Annotated in this window: 24 protein-coding genes; 9 read left to right on the top strand and 15 right to left on the bottom strand. The window is 71.6% G+C overall.

All coding sequences use genetic code 11. The features are described 5' to 3' along the window. The first annotated feature begins 3 nt into the window (after positions 1–3). Positions 4–774, top strand: coding sequence for an aminotransferase class IV (locus tag OJ962_RS01130; protein WP_202954637.1), 771 nt, complete (start codon positions 4–6; stop codon positions 772–774). A 112-nt stretch (positions 775–886) separates the two neighbouring features. Next, positions 887–1,867 carry a Gfo/Idh/MocA family protein gene (locus tag OJ962_RS01125; RefSeq protein ID WP_202954638.1) on the top strand — a complete coding sequence of 327 codons (981 nt, stop codon included), beginning with the start codon at positions 887–889 and terminating at the stop codon, positions 1,865–1,867. On the opposite strand, the gene OJ962_RS01120 is transcribed toward OJ962_RS01125, so the two are convergent. Genes OJ962_RS01120 through dnaB form a run of 3 tightly spaced genes read right to left on the bottom strand, consistent with a single transcriptional unit; the run spans position 1,857 to position 5,382 of the window. Then, on the bottom strand, positions 1,857–3,179 hold the full coding sequence (locus OJ962_RS01120) for an adenylosuccinate synthase (protein WP_202954639.1): 1,323 nt from the start codon (positions 3,177–3,179) through the stop codon (positions 1,857–1,859). The two genes, OJ962_RS01125 and OJ962_RS01120, sit on opposite strands and share 11 nt — an antisense overlap. A 14-nt stretch (positions 3,180–3,193) precedes the next feature. Next, a complete protein-coding gene (locus OJ962_RS01115) occupies positions 3,194–3,994 on the bottom strand; it encodes an ATP-binding protein (protein WP_202954640.1) in 801 nt (266 codons plus the stop codon). Further along, a complete protein-coding gene (dnaB, locus tag OJ962_RS01110) occupies positions 3,994–5,382 on the bottom strand; it encodes a replicative DNA helicase (RefSeq protein WP_202954641.1) in 1,389 nt (462 codons plus the stop codon). Before dnaB ends, OJ962_RS01115 begins: the two co-directional genes overlap by 1 nt. Before the next feature lie 73 nt (positions 5,383–5,455). Between dnaB and OJ962_RS01105 the strand changes: the two genes are divergently transcribed. Further along, positions 5,456–8,158: an AAA family ATPase gene (locus OJ962_RS01105; protein ID WP_270006129.1), complete on the top strand. Its 2,703-nt coding sequence runs from the start codon at positions 5,456–5,458 to the stop codon at positions 8,156–8,158. Here the strand turns inward: OJ962_RS01105 and OJ962_RS01100 are convergent. Both OJ962_RS01100 and OJ962_RS01095 read right to left on the bottom strand, forming a co-directional pair. Next, entirely contained in the window at positions 8,134–8,589 is a 456-nt protein-coding gene (locus OJ962_RS01100; protein ID WP_202954643.1) for an RNA polymerase sigma factor, read from the bottom strand. The genes OJ962_RS01105 and OJ962_RS01100 overlap by 25 nt on opposite strands. Beyond that, complete coding sequence (locus OJ962_RS01095; RefSeq protein WP_202954644.1) at positions 8,589–8,963, bottom strand: DUF3592 domain-containing protein; 375 nt, start codon at positions 8,961–8,963, stop codon at positions 8,589–8,591. The genes OJ962_RS01100 and OJ962_RS01095 overlap by 1 nt, the downstream gene beginning before the upstream one ends. 184 nt (positions 8,964–9,147) lie before the next feature. Here OJ962_RS01095 and OJ962_RS01090 point away from each other — a divergent pair, with 184 nt between their 5' ends. Beyond that, positions 9,148–9,828, top strand: a complete 681-nt coding sequence (locus OJ962_RS01090) for a hypothetical protein (RefSeq protein WP_202954645.1) — start codon at positions 9,148–9,150, stop codon at positions 9,826–9,828. An 80-nt stretch (positions 9,829–9,908) separates the two neighbouring features. On the opposite strand, the gene rplI is transcribed toward OJ962_RS01090, so the two are convergent. Then, positions 9,909–10,361 (bottom strand): 50S ribosomal protein L9, encoded by a 453-nt coding sequence (gene rplI, locus OJ962_RS01085; protein ID WP_202954646.1) that lies wholly within the window; start codon positions 10,359–10,361, stop codon positions 9,909–9,911. 19 nt (positions 10,362–10,380) lie between these two features. Continuing rightward, complete coding sequence (rpsR, locus tag OJ962_RS01080) at positions 10,381–10,704, bottom strand: 30S ribosomal protein S18 (RefSeq protein WP_202954647.1); 324 nt, start codon at positions 10,702–10,704, stop codon at positions 10,381–10,383. Positions 10,705–10,949: 245 nt separating this feature from the next. Here rpsR and OJ962_RS01075 point away from each other — a divergent pair, with 245 nt between their 5' ends. Continuing rightward, the gene (locus OJ962_RS01075; RefSeq protein ID WP_202954648.1) at positions 10,950–11,453 is read left to right on the top strand and encodes a single-stranded DNA-binding protein; all 504 of its coding nucleotides are present in this window, start codon (positions 10,950–10,952) and stop codon (positions 11,451–11,453) included. 321 nt (positions 11,454–11,774) lie between these two features. On the opposite strand, the gene rpsF is transcribed toward OJ962_RS01075, so the two are convergent. Next, positions 11,775–12,155, bottom strand: a complete 381-nt coding sequence (gene rpsF / locus OJ962_RS01070) for a 30S ribosomal protein S6 (protein WP_202954649.1) — start codon at positions 12,153–12,155, stop codon at positions 11,775–11,777. Positions 12,156–12,215: 60 nt separating this feature from the next. On the opposite strand from rpsF, the gene OJ962_RS01065 reads away from it, so the two are divergent. Beyond that, complete coding sequence (locus OJ962_RS01065) at positions 12,216–12,863, top strand: hypothetical protein (protein ID WP_270006128.1); 648 nt, start codon at positions 12,216–12,218, stop codon at positions 12,861–12,863. On the opposite strand, the gene OJ962_RS01060 is transcribed toward OJ962_RS01065, so the two are convergent. From OJ962_RS01060 to OJ962_RS01050, 3 genes are read right to left on the bottom strand one after another with little or no spacing between them, the layout of a single operon-like run. After that, positions 12,860–14,329 (bottom strand): alpha,alpha-trehalose-phosphate synthase (UDP-forming), encoded by a 1,470-nt coding sequence (locus tag OJ962_RS01060; RefSeq protein WP_202954651.1) that lies wholly within the window; start codon positions 14,327–14,329, stop codon positions 12,860–12,862. The genes OJ962_RS01065 and OJ962_RS01060 overlap by 4 nt on opposite strands. 54 nt (positions 14,330–14,383) lie before the next feature. After that, on the bottom strand, positions 14,384–15,838 hold the full coding sequence (locus OJ962_RS01055; protein ID WP_202954652.1) for a sensor histidine kinase: 1,455 nt from the start codon (positions 15,836–15,838) through the stop codon (positions 14,384–14,386). A 3-nt stretch (positions 15,839–15,841) separates the two neighbouring features. Beyond that, positions 15,842–16,552, bottom strand: a complete 711-nt coding sequence (locus tag OJ962_RS01050) for a response regulator (RefSeq protein ID WP_202954653.1) — start codon at positions 16,550–16,552, stop codon at positions 15,842–15,844. 56 nt (positions 16,553–16,608) lie between these two features. Here OJ962_RS01050 and OJ962_RS01045 point away from each other — a divergent pair, with 56 nt between their 5' ends. The 3 genes from OJ962_RS01045 to OJ962_RS01035 all read left to right on the top strand — a co-directional run bounded on the left by OJ962_RS01045 (position 16,609) and on the right by OJ962_RS01035 (position 19,423). Continuing rightward, positions 16,609–18,432 carry a zinc-binding metallopeptidase family protein gene (locus OJ962_RS01045; protein WP_202954654.1) on the top strand — a complete coding sequence of 608 codons (1,824 nt, stop codon included), beginning with the start codon at positions 16,609–16,611 and terminating at the stop codon, positions 18,430–18,432. After that, positions 18,429–19,136 (top strand): sortase, encoded by a 708-nt coding sequence (locus tag OJ962_RS01040; RefSeq protein ID WP_202954655.1) that lies wholly within the window; start codon positions 18,429–18,431, stop codon positions 19,134–19,136. The genes OJ962_RS01045 and OJ962_RS01040 overlap by 4 nt, the downstream gene beginning before the upstream one ends. Positions 19,137–19,303: 167 nt before the next feature. Continuing rightward, a complete protein-coding gene (locus OJ962_RS01035; RefSeq protein WP_202954656.1) occupies positions 19,304–19,423 on the top strand; it encodes a flagellar biosynthesis anti-sigma factor FlgM in 120 nt (39 codons plus the stop codon). Between the two features lie 42 nt (positions 19,424–19,465). On the opposite strand, the gene thiL is transcribed toward OJ962_RS01035, so the two are convergent. The 4 genes from thiL to OJ962_RS01015 all read right to left on the bottom strand — a co-directional run bounded on the left by thiL (position 19,466) and on the right by OJ962_RS01015 (position 22,995). Then, the gene (gene thiL / locus OJ962_RS01030; protein ID WP_270006137.1) at positions 19,466–20,329 is read right to left on the bottom strand and encodes a thiamine-phosphate kinase; all 864 of its coding nucleotides are present in this window, start codon (positions 20,327–20,329) and stop codon (positions 19,466–19,468) included. Positions 20,330–20,339: 10 nt separating this feature from the next. Continuing rightward, positions 20,340–20,558 (bottom strand): translation initiation factor IF-1, encoded by a 219-nt coding sequence (gene infA, locus OJ962_RS01025; protein ID WP_028057304.1) that lies wholly within the window; start codon positions 20,556–20,558, stop codon positions 20,340–20,342. 3 nt (positions 20,559–20,561) lie between these two features. Then, complete coding sequence (locus tag OJ962_RS01020) at positions 20,562–20,765, bottom strand: cold-shock protein (protein ID WP_202954657.1); 204 nt, start codon at positions 20,763–20,765, stop codon at positions 20,562–20,564. Between the two features lie 64 nt (positions 20,766–20,829). Then, positions 20,830–22,995: a transglycosylase domain-containing protein gene (locus OJ962_RS01015; RefSeq protein WP_202954658.1), complete on the bottom strand. Its 2,166-nt coding sequence runs from the start codon at positions 22,993–22,995 to the stop codon at positions 20,830–20,832. Positions 22,996–23,047 lie beyond the last annotated feature (52 nt).

Genomic DNA, 23,047 nt, shown 5'->3' with positions numbered 1-23,047 from the left:
CCGATGCTCGCGAGCGTCGACGGCGCCATCGGGCCCGCGGGCGAGGCGCGGGTGCCCGTCACCGACGACGGGCTCCTGCGCGGCGACGGCGCGTTCGACGCCCTGCGCCTCTACGGCGGGCGCCCGTTCGCGCTCGACGAGCACCTCACCCGCTTCGAGCGCAGCTGCGCCGGGATCCGGCTCGAGTGCGACCACGCGGCGTTGCGGCGGGAGATCGCCGCGCTGCTGGAGGCGGCCGGGCCGGTGGACGGCGTCCTGCGCTTCTACGCGACGCGCGGCGGGCGCCGGATCGTCCTCGTACTCCCGCTGCCGCAGCGGCCCGCAGTCGCCCGCCTCGCGACGATCCGCTACGCGCCCAACCGCGTCACGGACGGTCTCAAGACCTTCTCGTACGCCGCCAACATGCTCGCGTCCCGGCTGGCGCAGGAACAGGGCTACGACGACGCGCTGCTCGTCACGCCGCACGGGCGCGTGCTCGAGGGCACGACGTCCTCGTTCTTCTGGGTCCGGGACGGGGTGCTCCGCACGCCGCCGCTCGAGGACCGGATCTTCGGCTCGATCACGCGTGAGCGGCTGATCGCCGTCGCCGGCGCGATCGAGGAGCCGACGACCCTGGACACGCTGCACGGCGCCGAGGAGGCGTTCCTGGCCTCATCGGTCCGGGAGGTGCAGCCGGTCGCGGTCATCGACGAGCTCCGGCTCGCCGCGACGCCCGGGCCTGTCACCCTGCACGCGCACGCGCGGCTGCGAGAGGCGATCGAACGTGAGCTCTAGCTCGCGCGCGCGCGAGCGTTGCCGCCGCACTGATAGTCCACGTACCAGACCGCGTGCTTCGAGGCGCGCACGATGCCTCGGATCAAACCCATGACTACGTATTACCACTGATATGCAGCCCATTAACGTCGGCGTCGTAGGCCTCGGGTACTGGGGGCCGAACCTGGCGCGCAACTTCGCGGCCATCCCCACCTGCAACCTCGTGTGGTGCTGCGACGAGACGGACGCGAACCGTGAGCGCTGGCAGGCGAGCTTCCCAAGTGCCCGGTTCACGGACGACCTGCAGGACCTGCTCGACGACCCGGAGCTGGACGCGGTCGTGCTCGCCACGCCCGTCCCGACGCACGGGCCGCTCGCGGAGCGGGTCCTGCGCGCGGGCAAGCACTGCTACGTCGAGAAGCCGCTCGCCTACACCGTCGAGGACGCCGAGCGCGCCGTCGCCGCCGCGCGCGAGGCCGACCGGCTGCTGATGGTCGGACACCTGCTCGTCTACCACCCCGGCGTCGAGATGCTCAAGTCGATCGCGGACTCCGGCGAGCTCGGCGACATCCACTACATCTACTCCCAGCGCCTGAACCTGGGCCAGCTGAGGTCCGACGAGAACGCGCTGTGGTCGCTCGGCGCGCACGACGTGTCCGTCATCCTGCACCTCGCCGGCGCGGACCCGACGCTGATCGAGGCGCGCGGCGAGGCCTACACGCGGCCGGGCGTCGAGGACGTCGTGTTCGGCTTCCTGCGCTTCCCCTCCGGCATCGCCGCCCACCTGCACATGTCGTGGCTGGACCCGCACAAGACGCGCGCGTTCACGGTCGTCGGCTCCAAGCGGATGGCGACCTTCGACGACATGGAGCTCGAGCGCAAGGTCACCATCTACGACAAGGGCTTCGACGAGAAGGCCGAGTCCTACGGCGAGTACATCACGCGCTCGGGCGACATCCGCTCGCCGCGGATCCCGAACAAGGAGCCGCTGCGAATCGAGTGCGAGCACTTCATCGACTCGATCCGCAACGGGACCACGCCCCGCTCCGACGGCCAAGCGGGGCTGCGGGTCGTGCGGGTGCTCTCAGCCCTGCAGGACAGCCTCAGGCGGTGACGCCTTCGGCGCGCGCGGCCAGGCTCGCTCGCCCGGCCTCGGTCCAGATGATCTGGTCGCGGCCGGGCCCGACGCCGATCAGCGCGATCGGGACGCCGACGAAGTCGGCGATGAACTTCAGGTAGTCGCGCGCGTTCTGCGGCAGCTCCTCCTCGGAGCGCACGCCCGAGATGTCCTCGTCCCAGCCCGGCAGCTGCTCGTAGTCACCCGACGCGTGGTGCATGACGGTCTGGTGGTACGGATAGTTGTCGAACGTCGCCTCCTCGGCGCCGCGGTAACGCGTGCAGACGTTCAGCGCGCCAAGGCCGGTGAGGACGTCCAGCTTGGTGATCGCCAGGTGCGTGAGCGAGTTGATGCGCGACGCGTAGCGCAGCGCGACGAGGTCGATCCAGCCGACGCGGCGGGCGCGGCCGGTGGTGGTGCCGTACTCGCCGCCAGCCTCGCGCAGCGTCACGCCGAGCTCGTCGTCGAGCTCGGTCGGGAACGGGCCGGAGCCGACGCGCGTGGCGTACGCCTTGGCGATGCCCCAGATCTCGTCGATGTCCTTGGGGCCGACGCCGGTGCCCGTGCACGCGGACGCGGACACCGGGTTCGACGACGTCACGAACGGATACGTGCCGTGGTCGATGTCCAGCAGCGTGCCCTGCGCGCCCTCGAACAGGACGTTCTTGCCCGTGTCCAGCACGTCCCACGTGAGCTTGGCGGTGTCGGCCACGAACTGGGCGATCCGGTGGCCGTACGTGAGGTAGTCCTCGGTCATCGACTGCAGGTCGAGGTCCGGCGACTTCGCGTACGGGCGCAGCTGAAGGCGCTTGGGCTCCATCGCCGCGACGATCTTCTTCTTGAGGATCTTCTCGTCCAGCAGGTCCTGCACGCGGATGCCCAGGCGCGCGGCCTTGTCGGCATAGCACGGGCCGATGCCGCGCCGCGTGGTGCCGATCTGCAGCTTGCCGAGCTTCGTCTCACCGGCGTGGTCCAGGTACATGTGGTACGGCATGATCAGGTGCGCGTTGGCGCTGATCCGCAGCCCGGACAGGTCCACGCCCTTCGCGCGCAGCCCGTCGAGCTCGTCCGTGAGGACCTTCGGGTCGATCACGACGCCGTTGCCGATCGCGCACAGCTTGCCCGGGTACAGGATCCCGGACGGGATCAGGTGGAACTTCCAATGCACGTCGTCGCGCACGATGGTGTGGCCGGCGTTGTTGCCGCCCTGGAAGCGGATAACCATGTCCGCGTTCTCCGCGAGCAGGTCGATGACCTTGCCCTTGCCTTCGTCGCCCCACTGGGCGCCCACGATCACGATGCCGGCCATGTCGTGGGTTCAGTCTACGGTGCCCTCCCGTAGCGGGGGCGATCGTCGTCCCAGTGCGAGTCGTCGAAGGGGTCCGGAGTGCTGGAGGCGGCCACGGGTTCCGGAAGGTTGAACTGCTTCTCGAGCCGCCGGTCGGAGCCGAACATCGGGAACGGGTCGCCGCACATCTCGTACAGGCGCGAGACCGTGCGGTCCCCGATCTGCTCGCGCAGCTCGTCGTCGCCGCCGGACGCGCCCGTGCCGATCAGGTTCGTGGTGACGATGATCGACCGCTGCTCCTCGTAGCGCGTGTTGACCACCGTGTAGAGCTGCTCGAGCACCCACGACGAGGTCTGCTCGGCGCCGACGTCGTCGATGTGCAGCAGATCGACGCTGCACAGCATGTCCACGAGCTGGCTGAGGCTGTGCTGCGCGTCGTCACGGAACGTCTCGCGCAGCATCGCCAGCAGGCGCGGGAGGCTGTAGATGGCGACCGTGCGGTCGGCCTCCATCGCGTGCTTGGAGATCAGCATCGCGAGCGTCGTCTTGCCGGTGCCGGGCGGGCCGGTGAACCACATGCCGCGGCCCTCGTCGAGCTGGTCGCCGATTGAGCCGATGTAGCGGCGCACCTCCCGCACGACGTGCGGGTGCGCGCGCTCGAGCGACGGCAGCGGCTCACGGTCGAAGCCGACGCCGCGATAGGCCTTCGGGATCCGGCCCGCGATCGCCGCGGCGCGCTTGCGGGCGAGCCGCGAGGGCCGGCACGAGCACGGGTACGCCTTGCGCGCCTCTTCGTCGAACAGGAAGCCCGACCCGTCGCACTGGGTGCACTCCATCAGTACCGATCGTCCCCGGCGTAAGACATGAAGCGCGGGAAGTCGCGCTGGAACGTGAGCTCGACCGTGCCCAGGCCGCCGTTGCGGTGCTTGGCGATGATCAGGTCGGCGATGCCCTCGCGCTCGGACTCCTTGTCGTAGTAGTCCTCGCGGTAGATGAACATCACCAGGTCGGCGTCCTGCTCGATCGCGCCCGACTCACGCAGGTCCGACAGCATCGGGGTCGGCGGCTTGCGCTGCTCGACGCCGCGGTTGAGCTGGGACAGCGCGATCACCGGTACCTCGAGCTCGCGCGCGAGGGTCTTCAGGCCGCGGGAGATGATGCCGATCTGCTCGACGCGGTTCTCGGGGCCGCCGCCGCCGGCGGACATGAGCTGCAGGTAGTCGATGACGATCAGGCCGAGGCCGTCCGGGTTCTGCTGCAGGAGCCTTCTCGCCTTCGCGCGCACGTCCAGCACGGACAGGTCCGACGAGTCGTCGATGTAGAGCTTGGACTCCGACAGGCGCGCGGAGGCGGCCAGGATCTTGCCCCAACGCGCCTGCGGGACGCGGCCCTTGCGCAGATCGTCGCCCTTGATCGACGCCTGGGAGGCGATGAAGCGCTGCGCGAGCTCGCCCTCGGACATCTCAAGGCTGAACAGCGCGACGGCCTTGTTGGAGTTCAGCGCCGCGTTCTCGCAGAAGTTGGCCATCAGCGCCGACTTGCCCATCGAGGGCCGGGCGGCGAGGATGATCAGGTTGCCGGGCTGGAAGCCGCCCGTGATCGCGTCCAGGTCCTCGAAGCCGGAAGGCGTGCCGGTGACCGGCGTGCCCTCCAGCGAGAGCTTCTGGAGCTTGTCGAGCTCCTCGTCGAGCACCATGTCGATGCCCTTGAAGTCCTTGCGGCTGTCCTCGTGCGCGACTTCGAGGATGAGCCGCTCGGCCTGATCGACGAGATCACGCGGCAGCGCCTCGTGGCCGTGGACGCGCTCCTGGATCTCATAGGAGGCGTGCAGCAGGCGGCGCAGCATCGCGTTCTCGCGCACGATGCGCGCGTACTGGCGGACATTGCCGATCGCGGGCACCGAGCCCGCGAGCGCCTCGATCGCGGCCGCGCCGCCGACGCTCTCCAGGTCACCCGCCTGCTTGAGGTGCTCGACGATCGTGAGCGCGTCGATCGGCTCGCCCATCGTGTTGAGGTCGAGCATCGCCTGGTAGATCCGGGCGTGGCTGGAGCGGTAGAAGTCCTGCGGCGTGAGCCGCTCGTCGATGATCAGGCCCGGGAGCGTCGTGTCCGAGAGCAGCACGGCGCCGAGGACGGACTGCTCGGCCTCCAGGTTCTGCGGCGGGGCGACCGGCGCGGGGCCGCCGCCGTTGAAGCCGTTGCCGTTGTGCGTGGGCGCGCTCATGCGGACAACCAAACCTAGCCGCGCCCTCGGACGAACACACGTTCGTCCCCGCAAGCTGCAAGGATTTCCGTCCGTGGCCGCCATCGATCCCGTCGTCGCGCCGAGCCCGGCGGGGTTGCTCCTCGAACGGGAGCGCCACGTGGAAGCGTTCACGGGTGCGCTCGAGGAGGTCGCGGGCGGAGCGGGGACGACGGTGCTGATCGTGGGCGAGGCGGGCGTCGGCAAGTCGATGCTGCTGCGTGAGCTCACGGGCCGCGCCGGAGGGCGGGCCACGGTGCTTCGCGCGCGGGGGGACGAGCTCGAGCAGGAGTTCCCATACGGCGTCGCGCGCCAGCTCCTGGAGCCGCTTCTGCGCACCCTGCAGGATGTCTGGGACGGGCCGGCCGAGCTGGCCCGATCGGTATTCACGCCCGGCGCCGAGGGGCCCTCCGACGACCCCTCCTTCGCTCGCCAGCAGGGCCTGTACTGGCTCGTGGTCAACCTCGCGGAGCGGCTCGGACCCCTCGTCCTCGCCGTCGACGATGCCCATCGCGCCGACGAGCCCAGTCTGCGCTTCATGCGTTTCCTCGGCCACCGGCTCGACGGCCTGCCGGTGGCGCAGGTGCTGGCGAGCCGGCCGCTCGCGGAGATCGAGCACCGGCCCGCCCTGGCGGACATGCTCGAGGACCCGCTCGTGCAGACGCTCGCCGTCGATCGGCTGTCGCGTGAGGCCACTGCCGCCTTCCTGGAGCGGGCATGGCCGGAAGGCGCCACGCTCGCCGCGGTCTGCCACGAGCTGACCGGAGGCAACCCACTGATGCTGCGCGCGCTCGTCACGGAGGCGCGGGGCACCGTCGACACCGCCGCCGGGCTGCGGGCGCTGGGCGTGCGGCCGATCGGCCAGCGCGTACGGCGCGCCCTGGCCGGCGCGCCCGCCGGAGCGCTGGAGCTCGCGCAGGCGGTCGCGGTGCTCGGCGACGACACGCCGGCCGTGGAGGCGGTCGCGTTCGCGGGCGCCGACCCGATCGACATCCTGCTCCGCGCCGGCATCCTCGAGGAAGGGCCGCGAGGGCTGCGGTTCGTGCACCCGCTCGTGCGCACGTCGGTCTACCGGCTGCTCTCGCCCGTCGAGCGCGCCGCCGCGCACCTGCGCGCCGCGCGGACGCTTCACGCGCGCGGCGTGAGCGGCGAGCTGGTCGCGGCGCACCTGCTGCACACCGGCCCGGTGGGGGAGCCATGGGCGGCGCGGGTGCTCGACGAGGCGGCGGAGCGGGCCCTCGCGTCCGGCGCGCCCGAGTCGGCTGCGCAGCTGATCGCCCGGGCGCTCGAGGAGCCCGACGCCGGCGTCGCCGAACGCGCACGGCGCTTGGCCCGGCTCGGCGACGCGCAGTCCTCCGCCGGCGTGTCCGACGCCCTCGGCTCGTACGAGCGGGCGCTCGCGCTCACGCCCGGGGCGGTCGCGATCACGTTGCAGTACTCCGGTGCGCTGGCGATGGCCGGCCGGACGGTCGACGCCTTCGCGGTGCTGGACGGGGCGCAGCTGCCCGACGATCCGACCATCCGCGCCGCGTTGCACGCCGCGGCGCTGTTCACGGACTCGTCGGCGGCGCGCGAGCACCGCGACGCGGTGGCCGCGCGCACGCCCGACGGGCCGTTGCTCGCGGCCACGACCGCGTACGAGCTGGCCATGCGCAACGCGCCGGTGGACCGGGTCGCGGCGCTGGCCGTGCCCGTGTTCGGCGGCGGCGCCCTGCCGCTCGAGCTCTCGACGACGATGGCGTACGGCTACGCAGTCTGGGCGCTGATCCTGAGTGAGCGCTTCGACGTCGCGCGCGCGGAGCTCGATCGCGCGGTCGAGCTCGGCCGGCGTACGGGGACGCTCGTCGTACACGCGCTGGCGCTGCTGCTGCGAGCGGGAACGAACCTGCGCGCCGGCGCGCTACAGGCGGCCGAGGCGGACGCGCAGCAGTCCCTCGCGCTCTCGGAGCACCCGTCGTGGCGGTTCGGCAACGCGGCGGCGATGCAGATCCTGCTCGCGCAAGGGCGGGTGCAGGAGGCCGCGGCCGCGGCGGCGCGGATCGACGCGCATACGGTCCAGGGCGTCTCGGTCGTCCTTCTGGCCGAGCAGGCCCGTGCCCGGGTGCTGCTCGCGCAGCGTCAGCCGGAGGCGGCGCTCGCGGCGGCGGAGGCGCTCGGCCGGCACGCGGCGCTGGCGCTGTTCGACAACCCGGTCTTCCTGCCGTGGCGCGAGACGGCCGCGCTGGCCGCGGCCGCCGCCGGACGGCCCGAGCGTGCCGCGGCCCTCGCCGCCGAGCAGGTGGCGCTCGCGGGGGCCTACGGCGTGGCGGCCGAGGCGCGGTTGGTCGAAGCGCTCGTCGCGCGCGACGCCGAGCGCATCGAAGCCGCGGCCGCGGTGGACCGCCCGCTGGTGCGGGCGCGGGGGCTGTTGGCGCTCGGGCGGATGCGGCGCGTCGCCGGCAGCCTCACGGCAGCGCGGGAGCCGTTGCGGGAGGCGATGGAGCTGGCCCCGGCGGGCGGGGCGGTCGGGCTGGTCGACGAGGCGCTGGACGAGCCCGCGGCGGCGGGCGCGCGCCCGCGACGCCGGGCGGGAAGCGGGGCGCTGGCGCTCACGGCCGCCGAGGCGCGCGTGGCGCGGCTCGCGGCGGACGGGGCCAGCAACCGGGAGATCGCTCAGGAGCTGTTCGTCACGCTCAAGACGGTCGAGATGCACCTGAGCTCCGCGTACCGCAAGCTCGACATCTCGAGCCGCGCTCAGCTGGCCTCCAGGCTCGACTGAAGCGCGCTGCGGGCGCGGAACAGCAGCTGCCCGGTCGCGTTCGGCGTCAGCCCGAGCGCCGCGCCGACCGCCTCGTGCGGCTGGTCCGCGTAGGTGGAGAGGAACACCGCTCGCCGCTGACGCTCCGGCAGCGCGCTGAGCGCCCGCCGGACGTCGGCGCGGCACACGACCGCCGTCGAGTGATCCTCCTGCGGCCGGTCCGGCCCGGTCGCGAGCGGCGCCCGGTGGCGCAGCGCGTTGCGCCGCGCCACCGTGGTCGCGTACGCCCCGAAGCCGGGGTCGTCGAGATCGAGTCGCGCGAGCGTGGCCAGGAGCGCGTCCTGGGCGGCATCCTGCGCCGCGTGCGGGCAGCGCGTGATCGACTGCGCGCGGCGCCGGAGCGGCTCGAAGTGCTGCTTATAGAGCGCGGTGACGATCTCGGGGTCGCCCATCAGGCCACCATCACCGAGGCCGGGTCGGCGGGGTCGACGCGCACCGGGACGGTCGCTCCGGGCTGGAAGCCGCCGACCGCGAGGCGCGAGATCACCTGCTGATGCGTGACGGCGTACGGCGCGCGGCCGTCGAGCGTGACCTCGAGGCCGAGCTCGACGAGCGGGTTGTCGTTGATCGACGTGCCCGTGTCGCGCAGCGTCGTGATCGTGGCGTGGCCTGGAAGGCCGTGCAGCGCGAGGTGCTGGGCGCGCTGCGCCTGCTCGGCGGCGCTGGAGGCCGTCGCGAGGCCGTCGCGCAGCGTCGCGCGCAGGCCCTGGCGGGGGGTCGAGTCGGCGAGCTGCTTGAACGCGCGCATGTCCTTGAGGAAGCCCATATGGTCCTTTCGGGGTGGAGGGTCTCCATCGTCCGCGCCGCCGGCGCGTCGCGCCACAGAGCCCCACCCGGGGGTTTCCCCTGCCTTTTAGGCCGGGCCAGGTCCAGGGTGGGGCGCGCGTAATGCCGTGGGCCGCTCGCGCCTTTCCTCCCCGACCTCCCCAAGTCGAAAGGAACTCCCCGACATGCGTACTTCAATCAAGGTGGCCGCGGCCACGCTGCTGCTCGCCGGCGCGGCCGCCGGCGTCGGCCAGGCCGCGATCTCCAATGACGGCGTCGTCACGATGTGCGTCAACAACGTCTCCGGCGCCGTGCGCGCCGTGGACCCGACCGGCGTGGCGCGCCCGTGCGCGAACACCGAGACGGTGCTGCCGATGAACCAGAAGGGCCCCGCCGGTCCGGCTGGGCCGCAGGGCCCGGCGGGTCCCGCGGGCGTGGCGTCGAAGCCGCACATGATCTCGCGCTGGGTGGCGTCCAACCTGGGCGTCGGGACGAGCTTCGGCGCGATCTCGAAGGTCGAGCTGGCCAAGGGCGCCTACCACATCACCGCCAAGGGCACCGCGTGGCTGCCGGAGCAGCCGTACGGGCGCGCGTGGGCGGCGGTCTCCTGCCAGCTGCGCATCCGCCATCACGACGGCGTCTGGGACACGCTGGACGCCACGACGGTCGAGGTCAGCGATGAGGGTCCCGAGTACGGGACGTTCTCGATGCAGGGCCTCACGCGGGTCGTGACCGCCGATCCGGAGAGCATCCGCTTCGAATGCAAGGACGACGGCGGCCCGCAGGGTCAGTACGTGCTCCTGCGCAACCTGAACCTGCACGTGATGCCGATCGGCGACTACACGCAGACCCAGGAGATCTTCTAGGAGACGACGAAGCGCCGGCCTTTCGGGCCGGCGCTTGAAACCTTCGCGGAAGTTCGAGCCCGTTCGGGCGCGAGTTCCGTCTACTGCTGCTCGACCACCATGGTCTTGACGGTCGCGGTCACGCCGTCCTCGACCTCGACCTCGATCATGCGCGTCCCGACGGTGCGGATCGGCTCCTCGAGGTGGACGTTGCGGCGGTCGATCGTGATGCCGCGGGCCTCCTGGATGGCGTCCGCGATGTCCTGCGTCGTGACCGAGCCGAACAGGCGGCCGTCGTCGCCCGCCTGGTGCGGGATCGTCAGCACGGTCTTGCTGAGCAGGGCCGCCGTCTCCTGGGCGGAGGCCAGCGCCGTGGCGGCGGCCTTCTCGGCGGTCTCGCGGCGCTTCTCGGCCGCGGCGATCGCGCCCTTGGTCGCCGGCTGGGCCAGCTTGCGCGGGATCAGGTAGTTGCGCAGGTAGCCCTTGGAGACGTCGACGACCGTGCCGCGCTCGCCGAGCGTCTCGTGGTCCTGCAGAAGAATGGCCTGAGGCATCGGTGTGGTGCCTCGCTACCTAGCGGTCGCGCCCACGGCCGCCACGGCCGCGGCTCTCGCCCTCGTCCGGCCCGGAGCCCTCGCCGACGTACGGCAGCAGCGCCAGCTCGCGGGCGCGCTTGACCGCGCGGGCGATCTGGTTCTGGTGCCGGCGGCAGGCGCCCGTGATGCGGCGCGAGCGGATCTTGCCGCGGTCGCTCACGAACTTCTTGAGCGCGTTGATGTCCTTGTAGTCGACGAACTCGACCTTGTCGCGGCAGTACTGGCAGGACTTCCGGCGTCCGCCGCCCCCACCGGCCTTGCGATCACGCCGGCGCGTCGGCCGGCTGCGCTGCTTCGCCACTGTTACAAAACCTCTCTAGCTGCTGTCTCGCTTGTTTGCGCGCCTCGCGCGCGCGAGGCCAGACGCCGTGCGGGCGCCGGTCCGCACAGGGTAGCGAACCGGGTGAATTGCTTTCCGTCCGCTACGACGTGTAACGACTCTGCAAAGAAAGTGCGGATTAAGCGGCTACAGGAGCCGGTACCTCCGACCCCGGACGTAGACTCGCCCTCCAAGACTACGAAAGTCGAAAGGAGCGCCAGCCCACCATGGCGGCAACCAATATCAATCGCGTCGTCCTCACGGGGAACCTGACGCGCGACCCGGAGCTCCGGTCGCTGCCGTCGGGCATGTCGGTGTGCAGTCTGCGGATCGCCTCGAACTCCCGCCGCAAGGAGAACGGCGAGTGGGTCGACAAGCCCAACTACTTCAGCGTCACCGTCTGGGGCGCCCAGGGGGAGAACTGCCAGCGGTTCCTCTCCAAGGGCCGGCCGGTCTGCATCGACGGCCGCCTCGAGTGGCGTGAGTGGCAGGACCAGAGCGGCAACAAGCGTGAGGCGATCGAGATCGTCGCCGACGCCGTGCAGTTCCTCGGCGGCCGCGAGGAAGGCATGGGCGGCGGTGGCGGCTCGTACGCCGGCGGCGCCGGTGCCGGCAACGGCAACGGGTTCACCCCCCACTCGGACGTCCCGGCCGACGTGTCGGACTTCGGGCCCGCGCCCGTCGGCGGCGGGCGTCCGCCCGCGCCGGCGGACGACGACATCCCGTTCTAGGCCGCGTCGCTTCGTCATTGAGATCAGCTCGGGCCGTCCTTTGGGGCGGCCCGCGTTCGTTAAACGGCGAGCACACCCACTGGCCGCGCGTCAAGCAACTCGTGCCCAGGCGTGCGCGGAGTACGGCGCGGTGGTCACGAGTGGCTTGACCCGCGGCGGCGGGTGCGCAACGTCCCAGTGAGCCGGACTGCGCGAACGCTCGCGCGTTCGCCGCGGGGTTGGCGAGGGGCAATCGGTCACTTGACCACCTATGCGGTGGTCAACTGACCGATCACCTCAGAAACAACAAGGGCCGCCTCGCGGCGGCCCTTCTCAAGCGCTCTAAGCCTCGGCGGGCTCGGCTTCCGGAGCAGTCGCCTCCGGGGCCGGCTGGGCCGAGGGGCGGAGATCCGGCGGGTCGGGCGTGCCCGGCCGCAGCTTGATGATCCGGTGGCGCAGGACGCCGTCCGTGATCTTGAGGTTGTGGTCGAGCTGCTCGAGCAGCTCGTTCGCGCCCCTGAACTGAATCAGGTGGTAGTCAGCCTCAGCCTTCTTGCGCACCTCGTAGGCAGCCTGGCGAGTACCCCAGTCATGCCGTCCGATGAACTCGCCGGTGCGGTCGATGAGGTCTGCGACGTCCGCCACGATCTGCTCGCGACGCTCGGCCTCGACGGCCGGGTCCAGCAGGAGCGTGAGGTCGTAGATGTGCTTTCCGCTCGCCATTGCGGTGGCAGAGAGTAGCAACGTGGGGCGAACGCGCCCGACCCAAACCCTACGGGAGGTATGGGACGGAACCTGCTGCGCCGGATCCGCTGGGGCAACGTCGCGCTCGCGGCTGGGGCGTTCGCGACGCTGACGCTCGGCGTCGCGTGGGCCCTGACGACCTCGACGGCACCGCCGCTGCCCGCCGCCGCCGCGCGGCCGCTGGTCGCCGACGAGCCGATCCCGACGCTGGCGCCGCGCGCGACGGTGGGGGACGAGGAGAAGACGCGCGACGAGGGCGGCGACGGGTCCGCGGCGGCCGCGGCACGCAACGGGGAGGACCAGGACGCGGAGAAGCGCCGCGGTGGGGAGACGCGGGCGCCCGGGGCCCGGGGCGGCGCGAGGAAGCGTGCGCCCGCGGGCGAGGAGCGCGGCGGCGGCGAGGAGAAGCGCGGCGGCGGCGAGAGGCGCGGCGGCGGGGAGCGCGGCGGCGGCGAGGAACGCGGCCGCGGCGGAGAACGCGGCGGCGGCGGAGAACGCGGCGGCGGCGAGGAACGCGGCGGCGGCGAGGAACGCGGCGGCGGCGAGGAACGCGGCGGCGGGCCCGTGGCGACGCCCGCGCCGACCGTGGCGCCGGCTCCGCGCGTCGTCGCGCCCGCGCCCCGCCGGCCTCGGCCGACCGAGACGCGGCGGCCGAGTGGGGAGTTCGGGTTCGAGGGGTCCGGCTAGCTCGTCGGGGTGCGGGCGCCGGAGTTCTTGGCGCGGATGTCCGCGATCTGCTCGTCGATCCAGTCGCCCGGGTCGCGGGAGGTGACGATCTCCTTGAGGCCCTTGGCGCGGCGTTCGCGCTCTTCAGGCTTCATGACCAGCGCGGCGTGGATGGCGTCGGCGAGCTCCTGGACGTCGAACGGGTTCACCGAGATGGCGAACTCGCCGAGCTCCTCGTGGGCGCCGGTGTTCTCGCTCAGGATCGAGACGCCGTGGCGCTCGTTCACCAAGGGCCCTTCCTTGGCCACGAGGTTCATGCCGTCGAACATCGCGTTGACCATCATCACGTCGTAGTGCTTGTAGGAGGCGACGGCCTCGTCGAGGTCGTCGCGCAGCTTGAGGTCGATCGGCATCCAGTCGGGCGTGCCGTGGCGGTGGTTGACGACCGCCACCAGGGCCTCGATCTTCTCCAGGTACTCGGCGTACTCGGGCACGTCGGTCCGCGAGGGCATCAGCTGGGCGGTGAAGGTGATCTTCTCGGCGAACTCGGGGTGTTGCTCGAGGAAGATGTCGAAGGCGGTGAAGCCGCGCAGGACGTTCTTGGACAGGTCCGCGCGGTCCACGCGCAGGATCGAGTGCTCGCGCCGGCGGGCCAGGACCTTCTCCTCGAACTCGCGCACGCGCGGGCGCCGGCCGACGTTCTGCGTGGCGTCGTAGTCGATCGGGAGCGGGTAGGAGCGCACCCACACCGGGCGATCGCCGCAGAAGACCACGCCGTCGTCGAAGGACACCTCGAGGTCCATCAGGTCGCGGCAGCACTGCAGGAAGTTGCGCTGGTAGGACTTGGTGTGGAAGCCGATGATGTCGTTGGCCAGCAGCCCGTTGTAGATCTCCTCGCGGATGCGGCTGGGCAGCACGCGCCAGGCGTCCGGCTGGGTCCACGGGATGTGCACGAAGTGGTGCAGGAACACGTCCGGCCGGGCCTCGCGGACCATCCCGGGCAGGGTGTAGAAGTGGTAGTCGTGGACCATCACGACGGGCTCTTCCTGCCCCCCGATCTCGTCGATGACGGCGGTCGCCAGGTCGCGGTTGACCGCCTGATAGCCGAGGTCGAAGGCGTCGACCTCGTGGCGGCGGATGTCCGGCGCGTTGCTCTGGTCCCAGAGGTAGTGCTGGATGAACCAGAGCATCGGGTTGGCGATGATGTTGTAGAAGCGGTCGTAGGCCTCGCCGTCGCTCTCGATGAACTTCACGCGGAAGGAGCCGCCCTCGGGCGCCTCGACCTCGAACGGCTTACCGCCGTGCTCGCGCGCGACTTCGACGTCCTGCTCGGTCATCGCGGACGCGATCCAGATCGCATCGCGGTGGGACGCCAACCCCGTCAACGCGGTGACGAGGCCGCCCGTGCCGCGCTTGACCGAGCCGTCCTCCTGGTAGGTGACCGGTCCGCGGTTCGAAACCAGGACCAGTGGCCGCTGCTCGCTCATCTGGCCTGAAGATATCCACCGAGCGCGAACGGCAACCGTTCGTACACCGGACGCTTACGTCGGGAGCACGAGCGCGAACGTCGTCTTGCCCGGATTGGAGCGCACCATCAGCTCCCCCTGCATGCGCTCGGCGAGCTCGCGCGCGATCGCCAGCCCCAGGCCGGCGCCCTGCGCCTGCTCGTTGGAGGTGAAGAACGGCTCAAAGATGTGCGGCATGTTCTCGCCGTTGATGCCGGGGCCGGCGTCGGCGACCTCCAGCCGGACGTGCCCGTTGGACCGCTCCGCCGACACGCGCACGCCCGTTCCCGGCGGCGTGTGGCGCAATGCGTTGTCGAGCAGGATGCGCAGTACCTGGGCGACGCGCTCGGGGTCGCACTCGAGCTCGATCGGCTCGCGGTGCAGGTCGAGCTCGACGTCGGACTCGTGCCGTGCCGCGGCCGGCGTGAACTCGGCGGCCACCTCGCGCGCGAGCTGGCCGACGTCCGTCGGTTCGGGCCGGAGCTCCAGCGCGCCCGCCTCCAGCCGCGACAGATCCAGCAGCTCGACCGCCAGGTTGCGCATCCGGTCGACCTGCCCGCGGATCTGCTCCAGGAACGCGCGCCGCGTCTCCTCGTCGAGGTCCTCGTCGGCGAGCAGCTCGAGGAACCCGCCCAAACTGAAGATCGGCGTGCGCAGCTCGTGCGAGGCCGACGCGATGAACTGCTTGCGCGCCCGGTCCAGCCGCGCGAGCTGGTCCTGCATGTCGTTGAACGCGGCCGCGAGCCGGCCCAGCTCGTCGTCGGAGTCGGCCTTGATCGGCTGCGAGAAGTCCCCGGACGCGACCTTGCGCGCCGCGCGTTCGAGCCGCTTGACGCGCGCGGCCAGGGCGCGCGCCACCAGGTAGCCGGCCAGGATCGCGATGACCAGCGCGATGCCGCCCGCGAGCAGCACCTGGCGCCGGATCAGCGAGACGTTGTCGGTCACCTCGTCGAGCGAGCTGACGAAGACCGCGTAGTACGGGCCCTCCTCGGACCCCTCGAGCTCCTCGTCGACGATCGGGGTCGCGGCGAGCGCGAAGCGGCCGGTCGGCGCGGTGATCGTGCGCGACGACAGGCGGCCCGTGCGGACCGTCTCGTCGGTCACGCCCTGCACGTCGGCGCTCGCCGCGCCGCCGTCCGGCGTGGTGTCGTAGTAGGCGAACAGGCCGTCCTCGCCGCGTGCCATCACGATGATCTCGGTGCCGATGCGCTCCGCGAGCTGCCGGATGGGACGCGTCTTCTCGGCCTTGATCTTGACCTCGTCGGGTGTCTCGCCGTCGTCGAGGAACGGGGTCTCGCGCGGCGGCCGCAAGGACCGGCCGATGCTGGCCGCGTACTGCGTCGCGGTGCCACGCGTCTGCTCGACGCGCTGCGACGTCAGCGACGCCTCCAGCCGCGGCGTCACCGACAGGTAGATGGTGCCGATCGCGCCGATGATGATCAGCGCGAAGATGAGGGCCAGCCGGTTGCGCAGCGAACGCAGGCCGGGCACGCGCTACCCCTCTTCGTCGCGGAAGCGGTATCCGACGCCGCGTACCGTGAACAGGTACTCCGGCTCCTTCGGATCCGCCTCGATCTTCTCCCGCAGATGGCGGATGTGCACGTCGATGGTGCGCGGGTCCCGGTAGGCCGAGTCACCCCACACGCGCGCGAGCAGCATGTCGCGCGTGAACACGCGGCCGGGCGAGCGGGCCAGCGCCGCGAGGATCTCGAACTCGACGTAGGTCGTCGAGATCGTGTCCCCGTTGCGCGAGACGGTGCGCTTGCCCGGGTCGATCTTCAGGCCCCGCACCTCGATCGGCCGCTCGTCGTCGGAGTCTTGGCGCGCCATCCCCGAGCGCCGCAGCGCGGCCTTCACGCGCGAGCGGAACTCGCGCATCGAGAACGGCTTGGTGATGTAGTCGTCGGCGCCCAGTTCGAGCCCGAGGACCTTGTCGATCTCCTCGGATTTGGCCGTGAGCATGATGATCGGCACGGTCTCGCCCTTGGCGCGCAGACGCCGGCAGACCTCGAGCCCATCCATGCGCGGCAACATCACGTCCAACACGACCAGGTCGAAGATCTGCTCGTCGAACCGTTCAAGCGCCTCGGGTCCATCCGCGGCCTGAACCACCTCGTAGCCGTCCCGTTGCAGGGGGAACGAAAGCAGCGTCTGAATGGGCTGCTCGTCGTCAACCAACAAGATCCTCGGGGCCCGATCGGTCATGTTCAAGCAACAGACAGCTTAGTTGCGGACTTACGCAAGGCATTAACGTGGTTCGCGTGCTGGACGCCCGCGTCTACCGGACCGCGTTCCTTCCCGCGCTGCTCGCGCTGTTCCTGGCCGCCTTCGCGCTGCAGGACCGCCCGACGCCGGGACGCTCCGCGCAGCCCGCCGACGCATTCAGCACCGAGCGCGCATTCGGGACCGCGCGCGACCAGGAGCCGGGCACGCTGCAGGGCCTCGCGGCGGAGTTCCCGGACCGTGCGCCCGGCTCGGCCGGCGACGCCGCACTCGCCGAGTACGTGGCGCAGGACCTCGCGGAGCCGTGGGCGCCGGGCCAGCGGCCCGCGTTCACGGTCCGCCGCACCACGACCGCGAACGGCCTGCAGACCGTGATCGCGACGCGTCCGGGCCCGTCCAGCCGCCGGATCGTCGTGGTCGCCGACCGCGACTCGCTCGGCCGCGCCGAGCTCTCCTCCACGGCGGTGCTGCTCGAGCTGGCGCGCGTGTTCAAGTCGCGCGAGCTGCGCAAGACGCTCGTGATCGTCTCGACCACGGGCGGGCGAAGCGGGTTCGAGGGCGCACGCGAGTGGGCGCGCGGGGAGGATCCCGACACGATCGACGGCGTGATCGTGCTCGGCGACGTGGCGAGCAACCAGCTCGACAAGCCGTGGGCGGTCGGCTGGACGGGCACGTCGCGCTCGGTCCCGCTCGGCCTCGAGCGCACGGTGCAAGCCGCGTTGCGGCGGGAGACGCGGGCCGACCCGGGCGGCGCGCACGCCACCGGCCAGTGGATCCGGCGCGCGCTGCCGGTGACGTTCTCGGCGCAGGGCCCGATCGCCGAGCAGGGCCTGCCCGCCGTGCTGATCTCCGCCTCGGGTGAGCTCGGGCCCGAGCCCGACGCGACCGTCTACCGCAAGCGCCTGCGCGCGTTCGGGCGCTCCGCGGTGGTCGCCGTCGACGCGCTGGACGCCGTCGGCCGCCGCGACGCGCCCGCCTTCGAGGGCGCGCCGAGCGGCATCGTCACGCTGCGCAACGTGATGGCTGACTGGAGCGTGCGGCTGCTCGTCGGCGCGCTGCTGCTGCCGGTCCTGCTGGCCGCGCTCGACGCGTACTTCCGCGCGCGCCGGCGCCACGTGCCGATCGTGCCCTGGCTCGGCTGGCTGTTGGTCGCGGCTGTCCCGCTTCCGGTGGCGTGGCTGTGGCTGCGCGCGCTGTCGGCGACGGGCCTGCTGGACGCGCCCGCGGGGCTCGTCGACCCGGCGCGCTGGCCGGCCGGCACCAGCGGGATCGCGGCCGTGGTCAGCGCGGTCGTCGTCGCGGGCCTGGTGTGGTTCGGCGCGCGGGCGCTCGCGCGCGTCATCGGGTCGCGGCCGAGCGCCGAGGAGGTGACCAATGGCCGCCGCGGACCCGGCGCGCCCGGCGTGGAAGGCCTCGCGGTCGCCACCGGCGTCTGGCTGTGCGCGCTGGTGGCCCTCGTCTGGCTGCGCAATCCCTACGCCGCGGGCCTGCTCGTGCCCGCCGCGCACCTGTGGCTGTTCGCCGCCTCCGGCTGGCGCGGCTGGAAGGCGGTGACGGCACTCGGCCTCGGACTGCTCGTCCCGGTCCTGGCGGTCGTGCACTTGAGCTTCGCGCTGGAGCTGAACCCGCTCGAGCTCGGCTGGACGATGGCGCTCGCGGCCATGACCGGCGCGGGAGCGGGCTCCATGCTGCTGTTCGCGGGCCTGCTGGCGTCGTGCGCCGGCGTCGTGCGCGTGCTGCTCGCGCGCCGCCGGCTCGGCCCGGCCGACGGCAAGGGCGGAAAGCAGTTCGCCACCCGCGGCCCGCTCACCTACGCCGGTCCGGGCTCCCTCGGCGGCACGGAGTCGGCGCTGCGGCGATGAGCGCGCCCGCCACCAAACGCTCGAAGGTGCGCGCGGCGCTGCGCGGGCTCTCCACCGCGCTGATCGTCTCGGGGACGCTGCTGCTGATCGACGCGGTCCTCACGCTCGTGTGGGAGGAACCGGTGTCCTCGCTGTACGCCGACTTCCAGCAGAGCGAGCTGTCCGGCGAGCTCGACCGGCTGGAGAAGCTGCCGCTGCCGCCGGTGGAGCGGCGGGCGCTGGTCAAGCTCCCGGACCCGAAGCGCAAGCTCGCGTTCGCGGCGCGCTCGCTGAACCGCCGCACGGACGACGGCGACCCGGTCGGGAGGCTGCGCATCGACCGCATCGGGCTCTCGACCGTGTTCATCGAGGGCACCGACGCGGAGGAGCTGCGCCGCGGCCCCGGGCACTACCCCGCGACGGTGCTCCCCGGCCAGCGCGGCACGGTCGGCATCGCCGGCCACCGGACCACCTACGGCGCGCCGTTCCGCAAGATCGACAAGGTGCGCCGCAACGACGACATCGTCGTCACGATGCCCTACGGGCGTTTCACCTACCGGGTCGAGCAGACCCGCATCGTCAAGCCGACCGACGTCTGGGTGGTGGACCGCCGTTCGTTCGATCGGCTGGTCCTGACGGCCTGTCATCCGTTGTACTCCGCAGCCGAGCGAATCGTCGTGTTCGCGCGGCTCGTGCGCTCGCAGCCGCGGGGTGCGGCGGCGTGAGCTGGGGCGATGACCCCATCGACCTTTGTCCGACCAAGGACGAAGAAGCTCACATGACGGTGCTGGATACCCGATACGGGTCACGAGTCAGGGTGACGGGCCCGGCTCGTGATGGGAGTCGCCGGTTCGACCGATCGGCCCCCATCGCTCCCTCCAAGGACGGTGCGGTGACCAAAGTGCAGCAGCTACGAGAGCGCATCCAGTGCGGGACCTACGCGGTCGACAGCGAAGCTGTCGCGGCGGCGATCCTCAAGCGCCTCCTCGGCAACGAGGAGGAGGCCAAGTGATGCACTGGCGCAACTGAGTTCGGCAGGGGCCGATCTTCGTTTTCAGTGTTCGAAGCCCCGCCAGGCCTGTGCGCCTGGTGGGGCTTCGGTCCATTCGACCCCTTCGCCGGCGACCACCTCGCCGATCCAGGTGAGCCCCGGCAGCGTGTCCGGGCCGCACACGAGCAGCTCGTAGTCCTCACCGCCGGTCGCGGCGAGCTCCACCGAGTCGACGCCCGGCGCCAGCGGCAGCCGGCTCGCGTCGAGCAGGAGGCCGACGCGGCTCGCCTCCGCGATCCGGTGCGCGTCCGACGCCAGCCCGTCGGACAGGTCCATCATCGCCGTGGCCTGTCCAGCGAGCGCCCGGCCCTCCTCCAGCCGCGGCCGCGGCCGCAGGTAGCGCTCGACCAGCGGGCCCGACCCGCCGCGCTCGAGCAGCGCCAGGCCCGCCGCGGACGCGCCGAGCGTCCCGGTCACGCCCACGCGATCGCCCGGTCGCGCGCCGTCGCGGCCCACGAACGCGTCCGGCGCGTCCGCCCAGCCCATCACCGTCACGGCGACGGTGAGCGCCGGCCCGCGCGCGAGGTCGCCGCCCGCGATCGTCACGCCGCACGACGCCGCCAGCGCCTCGGCGCCGCGATGCAGCGCGAGCACGTCGTCATCGCCCATTGACGGCGGGAGCACGACGGACAGGTACGCCTCGCCCGCCTCGCCGCCCATCGCGGCGATGTCCGAGAGCGCACCCGCGAGTGCGCGCCACCCCACGTCCTCCGGGGTCGCCTGGCCGAGCCGGAAGTGTGTTCCGTCGACCATCACGTCGGTCGAGACGGCGCACGCCCCGCCCGCGCGCACGACCGCGCAGTCGTCGCCGATCCAGCGCACGACCCGCTCCGAGCGGACGCTCAGCGCCCCCCGGATCGCCCGGATGAGGGCGAGCTCACCGATGGCGGTAGACGATCCGCGCGCGGTTGAGGTCGTACGGCGAGACCTCTACGCGCACACGATCGCCGGGCAGGATGCGGATGCGAAACCGCCGCATCTTGCCCGCCACGTGGCCGAGCACCTCATGGCCGTTGTCCAGTTGCACCCGGAACATCGCGTTCGGGAGCGCCTCGACGACTTCGCCTTCGAACTCGACCTTTTCTTCCTTCGGCAAGAGCTAGAGGACCCGGACGTTCGTGGCTTGTGGCCCCTTGGCGCCCTCGCCGAGCTCGTACTCGACCTTCGCACCCTCAGCGAGCGTGCGGAACCCGTCACCGGCGATGGCCGAGAAATGGACGAACGCGTCCTTGCCTCCGTCGTCGGGGGTGATGAAGCCGAAGCCCTTTTCGTCGCTGAACCACTTCACGACGCCCGTCGCCATCTGACAGCACTCCTGTTAGATCCGGCCCTGACGGCGCAAGTTGTACCAGTCAGGCGGCCCCGTGTCAGCCGTCGCCGGGCGCTTGCGTGCCGCCGTTGCCGGGCGGACCCTGGGGCTGGGTCTCGTACGCGCCGGGATCGAACCGGGCGTCGTTGTCGCCGTTCCCGTTCCCGCCGCCGTTGCCGCGCTCGCCGTCACCGCCATCGCGGGGCTCCGGATCGGACGGCTGCTGGGTGGCCGGCGGCGAGGGCTGGGTCCCGGTGCCTGGCGTGGTGCCCTGCTCGCCCTCTCCGGCCTCGTCGTCGTCGAGGCCTTCCCGCGCGTACCTGCCCTGGAACGGCTGGCTGTTGAACGGCTCCTTGGGCGTCCGCCACTCGCCGCAACCGTTGGCGACGACCTTCTTCATGTAGTCGCCCCAGATCTGCGCCGGGTAGGTGCCGCCGTCGATGTTGGAGCCGAAGTACATGCCGTTCATCGAGATCTTGGCCGAGCCCGGGAAGCCGACCCAGACGGCGGTCGCGCGGCGCGGCGTGAAGCCGACGAACCACGCGTCGATGTTCTTGTCGGTCGTGCCCGTCTTGCCGCCCTGGTTGCAGCCCGGGATCTGCGCCTTGCCGCCCGTGCCGCCGGTGATGTTGGACGCGAGGATCTTCACGGCCTGGTCGGTCACGCCGTCCTCGAACGCCTTGGTGCGCTTGATCCGCCAGCGCTTGGGCAGCTTGATGCGCTCGCCGTTGCGCTCGATCTTCTTGATCACGCGCGGGCGGGTGCGGTAGCCGCCGTTGACGATCGTGGCGTAGGCGTTCGCCATCTCCAGCGGCGAGACGCCGTCCGTGAGGCCGCCCAGCGACTCGGCGCAGACGCCCAGCAGCTTGGACTTGATGCCCATCAGCCGCGCCGTCTCTTTGACCTTGTCCGGCCCCAGGTCGGACACGAGCTGGGCGTAGACGGAGTTGTCGGAGCGCGTCGTCGCCTCCGCCAGGTCCATCGTGCCCGCGCCGGACCCGCTGTAGGTCTTCAGCTCCCATGGAGTCTGCGGCGAGCCGCACGGCGGCTTGGTGATCCTCATCGGCGAGCGCGACGTGTAGGTCGTCGAGCTCGGGTTCACGCCCTCGCGAAGCGCCGCCATCAGCGCCATCGTCTTGAAGGCCGAACCGGGCTGGCGCTTGCCCTGGGCGGCGAGGTTGAACGTCGACTTGCCCTTCGAGCGGCCGTAGGTCTGCGTCGAGGCCATCGTCAGGATGTCGCCGTTCTTGGGGTCGATCGTGACGATCGCCGAGGACGGGCCGACACCGGCCAGCTGGCTCATCGCGGAGCGCGCGTACTGCTGGTACTTGAGGTTGATCGTCGTCGTGACCGTGAAGCCGCCGCGCCGCGTGGCGTCGAGGCCGTACTCCTTGATCAGCTCGGACTTGACGAAGTCGAGCACGTAGCGCTCACGGGCCCGCTGGAAGTAGCGGTCCATGTCGAGCCCGAGGTCCTTCTTCATCTCGCGCTCGGCCTTCTCGCGCGTGATGTAGCCCAGCTCGGCCATCTTGCCCAGCACCTCGTTGCGGCGTGTCGTCGTGCCCTCCGGGTTGTTGACCGGGGAGTAGTCCGACGGCGCCTGCGGCATGCCGGCGATCATCGCGGCCTCGCGCAGCGTCAGGTCCTTGACGTGCTTGTTGAAGTACAGGCGGGCGGCCGCGCCGGCGCCGACCGCGGTCTGGCCGCCGTAGGTGCCGTACGGGACCGTGTTGAGGTACTTGCCGAGCACCCACGCCTTGGAGTGCTCCTCCTCGAGCTGCTGGGCCAGCCGGGCCTCGCGGATCTTGCGCTTGTAGCCCTCGATGCCCGAGCGCGTCACATCCTGCGTGTACAGGTTGCGCACCAGCTGCATCGTCAGCGTCGAGCCGCCCTGGGTGTTCTCCGAGGTCGCGTTCGTGTACGCGGCGCGGATGATGCCCTCGTAGTCGACGCCCGTGTGCTTGTAGAAGCGCTCGTCCTCGATCGCGACGGTCGCCTGGTTGAGCACCTCGGGGAAGTCCTTGGCCTCGACCTCCTCGATCAGCTCGTCGTTCTGAATGAAGCCGAGCCGGGTGCCGTCGGCCGCGAGCACCTTGGTGAGCCCGCCCGGGTTGCGCGGCGTGTAGGTCGACAGCTCCGGCCCGTCGTTGGCCGTCCGGACGACCCAGCCCGCGGCCGCGAGGCCGGTGCCGACCCCGAGCAGGATCAGCAACAGGAAGGCCAACAGGAACCAACGACCGGCTCCGCCGCCCCTGCGGCGACGATGTCTGATGCGC

This window comes from Solirubrobacter deserti, assembly GCF_027587175.1.
Taxonomy (GTDB): domain Bacteria; phylum Actinomycetota; class Thermoleophilia; order Solirubrobacterales; family Solirubrobacteraceae; genus Solirubrobacter; species Solirubrobacter deserti.
The sequence above is the reverse complement of the archived record's forward strand: the minus strand, read 5'-3'. Positions and strand labels throughout refer to the sequence as shown.

Bases quoted from the DNA above. Each gene is read 5' to 3' on its own strand.
- rpsF (WP_202954649.1), bottom strand. From the start codon at position 12,155: ATGGCGAGCGGAAAGCACATCTACGACCTCACGCTCCTGCTGGACCCG.
- OJ962_RS01095 (WP_202954644.1), bottom strand. From the start codon at position 8,963: ATGGGCTTCCTCAAGGACATGCGCGCGTTCAAGCAGCTCGCCGACTCG.
- OJ962_RS01115 (WP_202954640.1), bottom strand. From the start codon at position 3,994: ATGGAGTGCACCCAGTGCGACGGGTCGGGCTTCCTGTTCGACGAAGAG.
- OJ962_RS01060 (WP_202954651.1), bottom strand. From the start codon at position 14,329: ATGAGCGAGCAGCGGCCACTGGTCCTGGTTTCGAACCGCGGACCGGTC.
- OJ962_RS01050 (WP_202954653.1), bottom strand. From the start codon at position 16,552: ATGACCGATCGGGCCCCGAGGATCTTGTTGGTTGACGACGAGCAGCCC.
- OJ962_RS01120 (WP_202954639.1), bottom strand. From the start codon at position 3,179: ATGGCCGGCATCGTGATCGTGGGCGCCCAGTGGGGCGACGAAGGCAAG.
- dnaB (WP_202954641.1), bottom strand. From the start codon at position 5,382: ATGAGCGCGCCCACGCACAACGGCAACGGCTTCAACGGCGGCGGCCCC.
- OJ962_RS01100 (WP_202954643.1), bottom strand. From the start codon at position 8,589: ATGGGCGACCCCGAGATCGTCACCGCGCTCTATAAGCAGCACTTCGAG.
- rplI (WP_202954646.1), bottom strand. From the start codon at position 10,361: ATGCCTCAGGCCATTCTTCTGCAGGACCACGAGACGCTCGGCGAGCGC.
- OJ962_RS01040 (WP_202954655.1), top strand. From the start codon at position 18,429: ATGAGCGCGCCCGCCACCAAACGCTCGAAGGTGCGCGCGGCGCTGCGC.
- OJ962_RS01090 (WP_202954645.1), top strand. From the start codon at position 9,148: ATGCGTACTTCAATCAAGGTGGCCGCGGCCACGCTGCTGCTCGCCGGC.
- OJ962_RS01125 (WP_202954638.1), top strand. From the start codon at position 887: ATGCAGCCCATTAACGTCGGCGTCGTAGGCCTCGGGTACTGGGGGCCG.
- OJ962_RS01075 (WP_202954648.1), top strand. From the start codon at position 10,950: ATGGCGGCAACCAATATCAATCGCGTCGTCCTCACGGGGAACCTGACG.
- OJ962_RS01020 (WP_202954657.1), bottom strand. From the start codon at position 20,765: ATGGCGACGGGCGTCGTGAAGTGGTTCAGCGACGAAAAGGGCTTCGGC.
- OJ962_RS01065 (WP_270006128.1), top strand. From the start codon at position 12,216: ATGGGACGGAACCTGCTGCGCCGGATCCGCTGGGGCAACGTCGCGCTC.
- OJ962_RS01130 (WP_202954637.1), top strand. From the start codon at position 4: ATGCTCGCGAGCGTCGACGGCGCCATCGGGCCCGCGGGCGAGGCGCGG.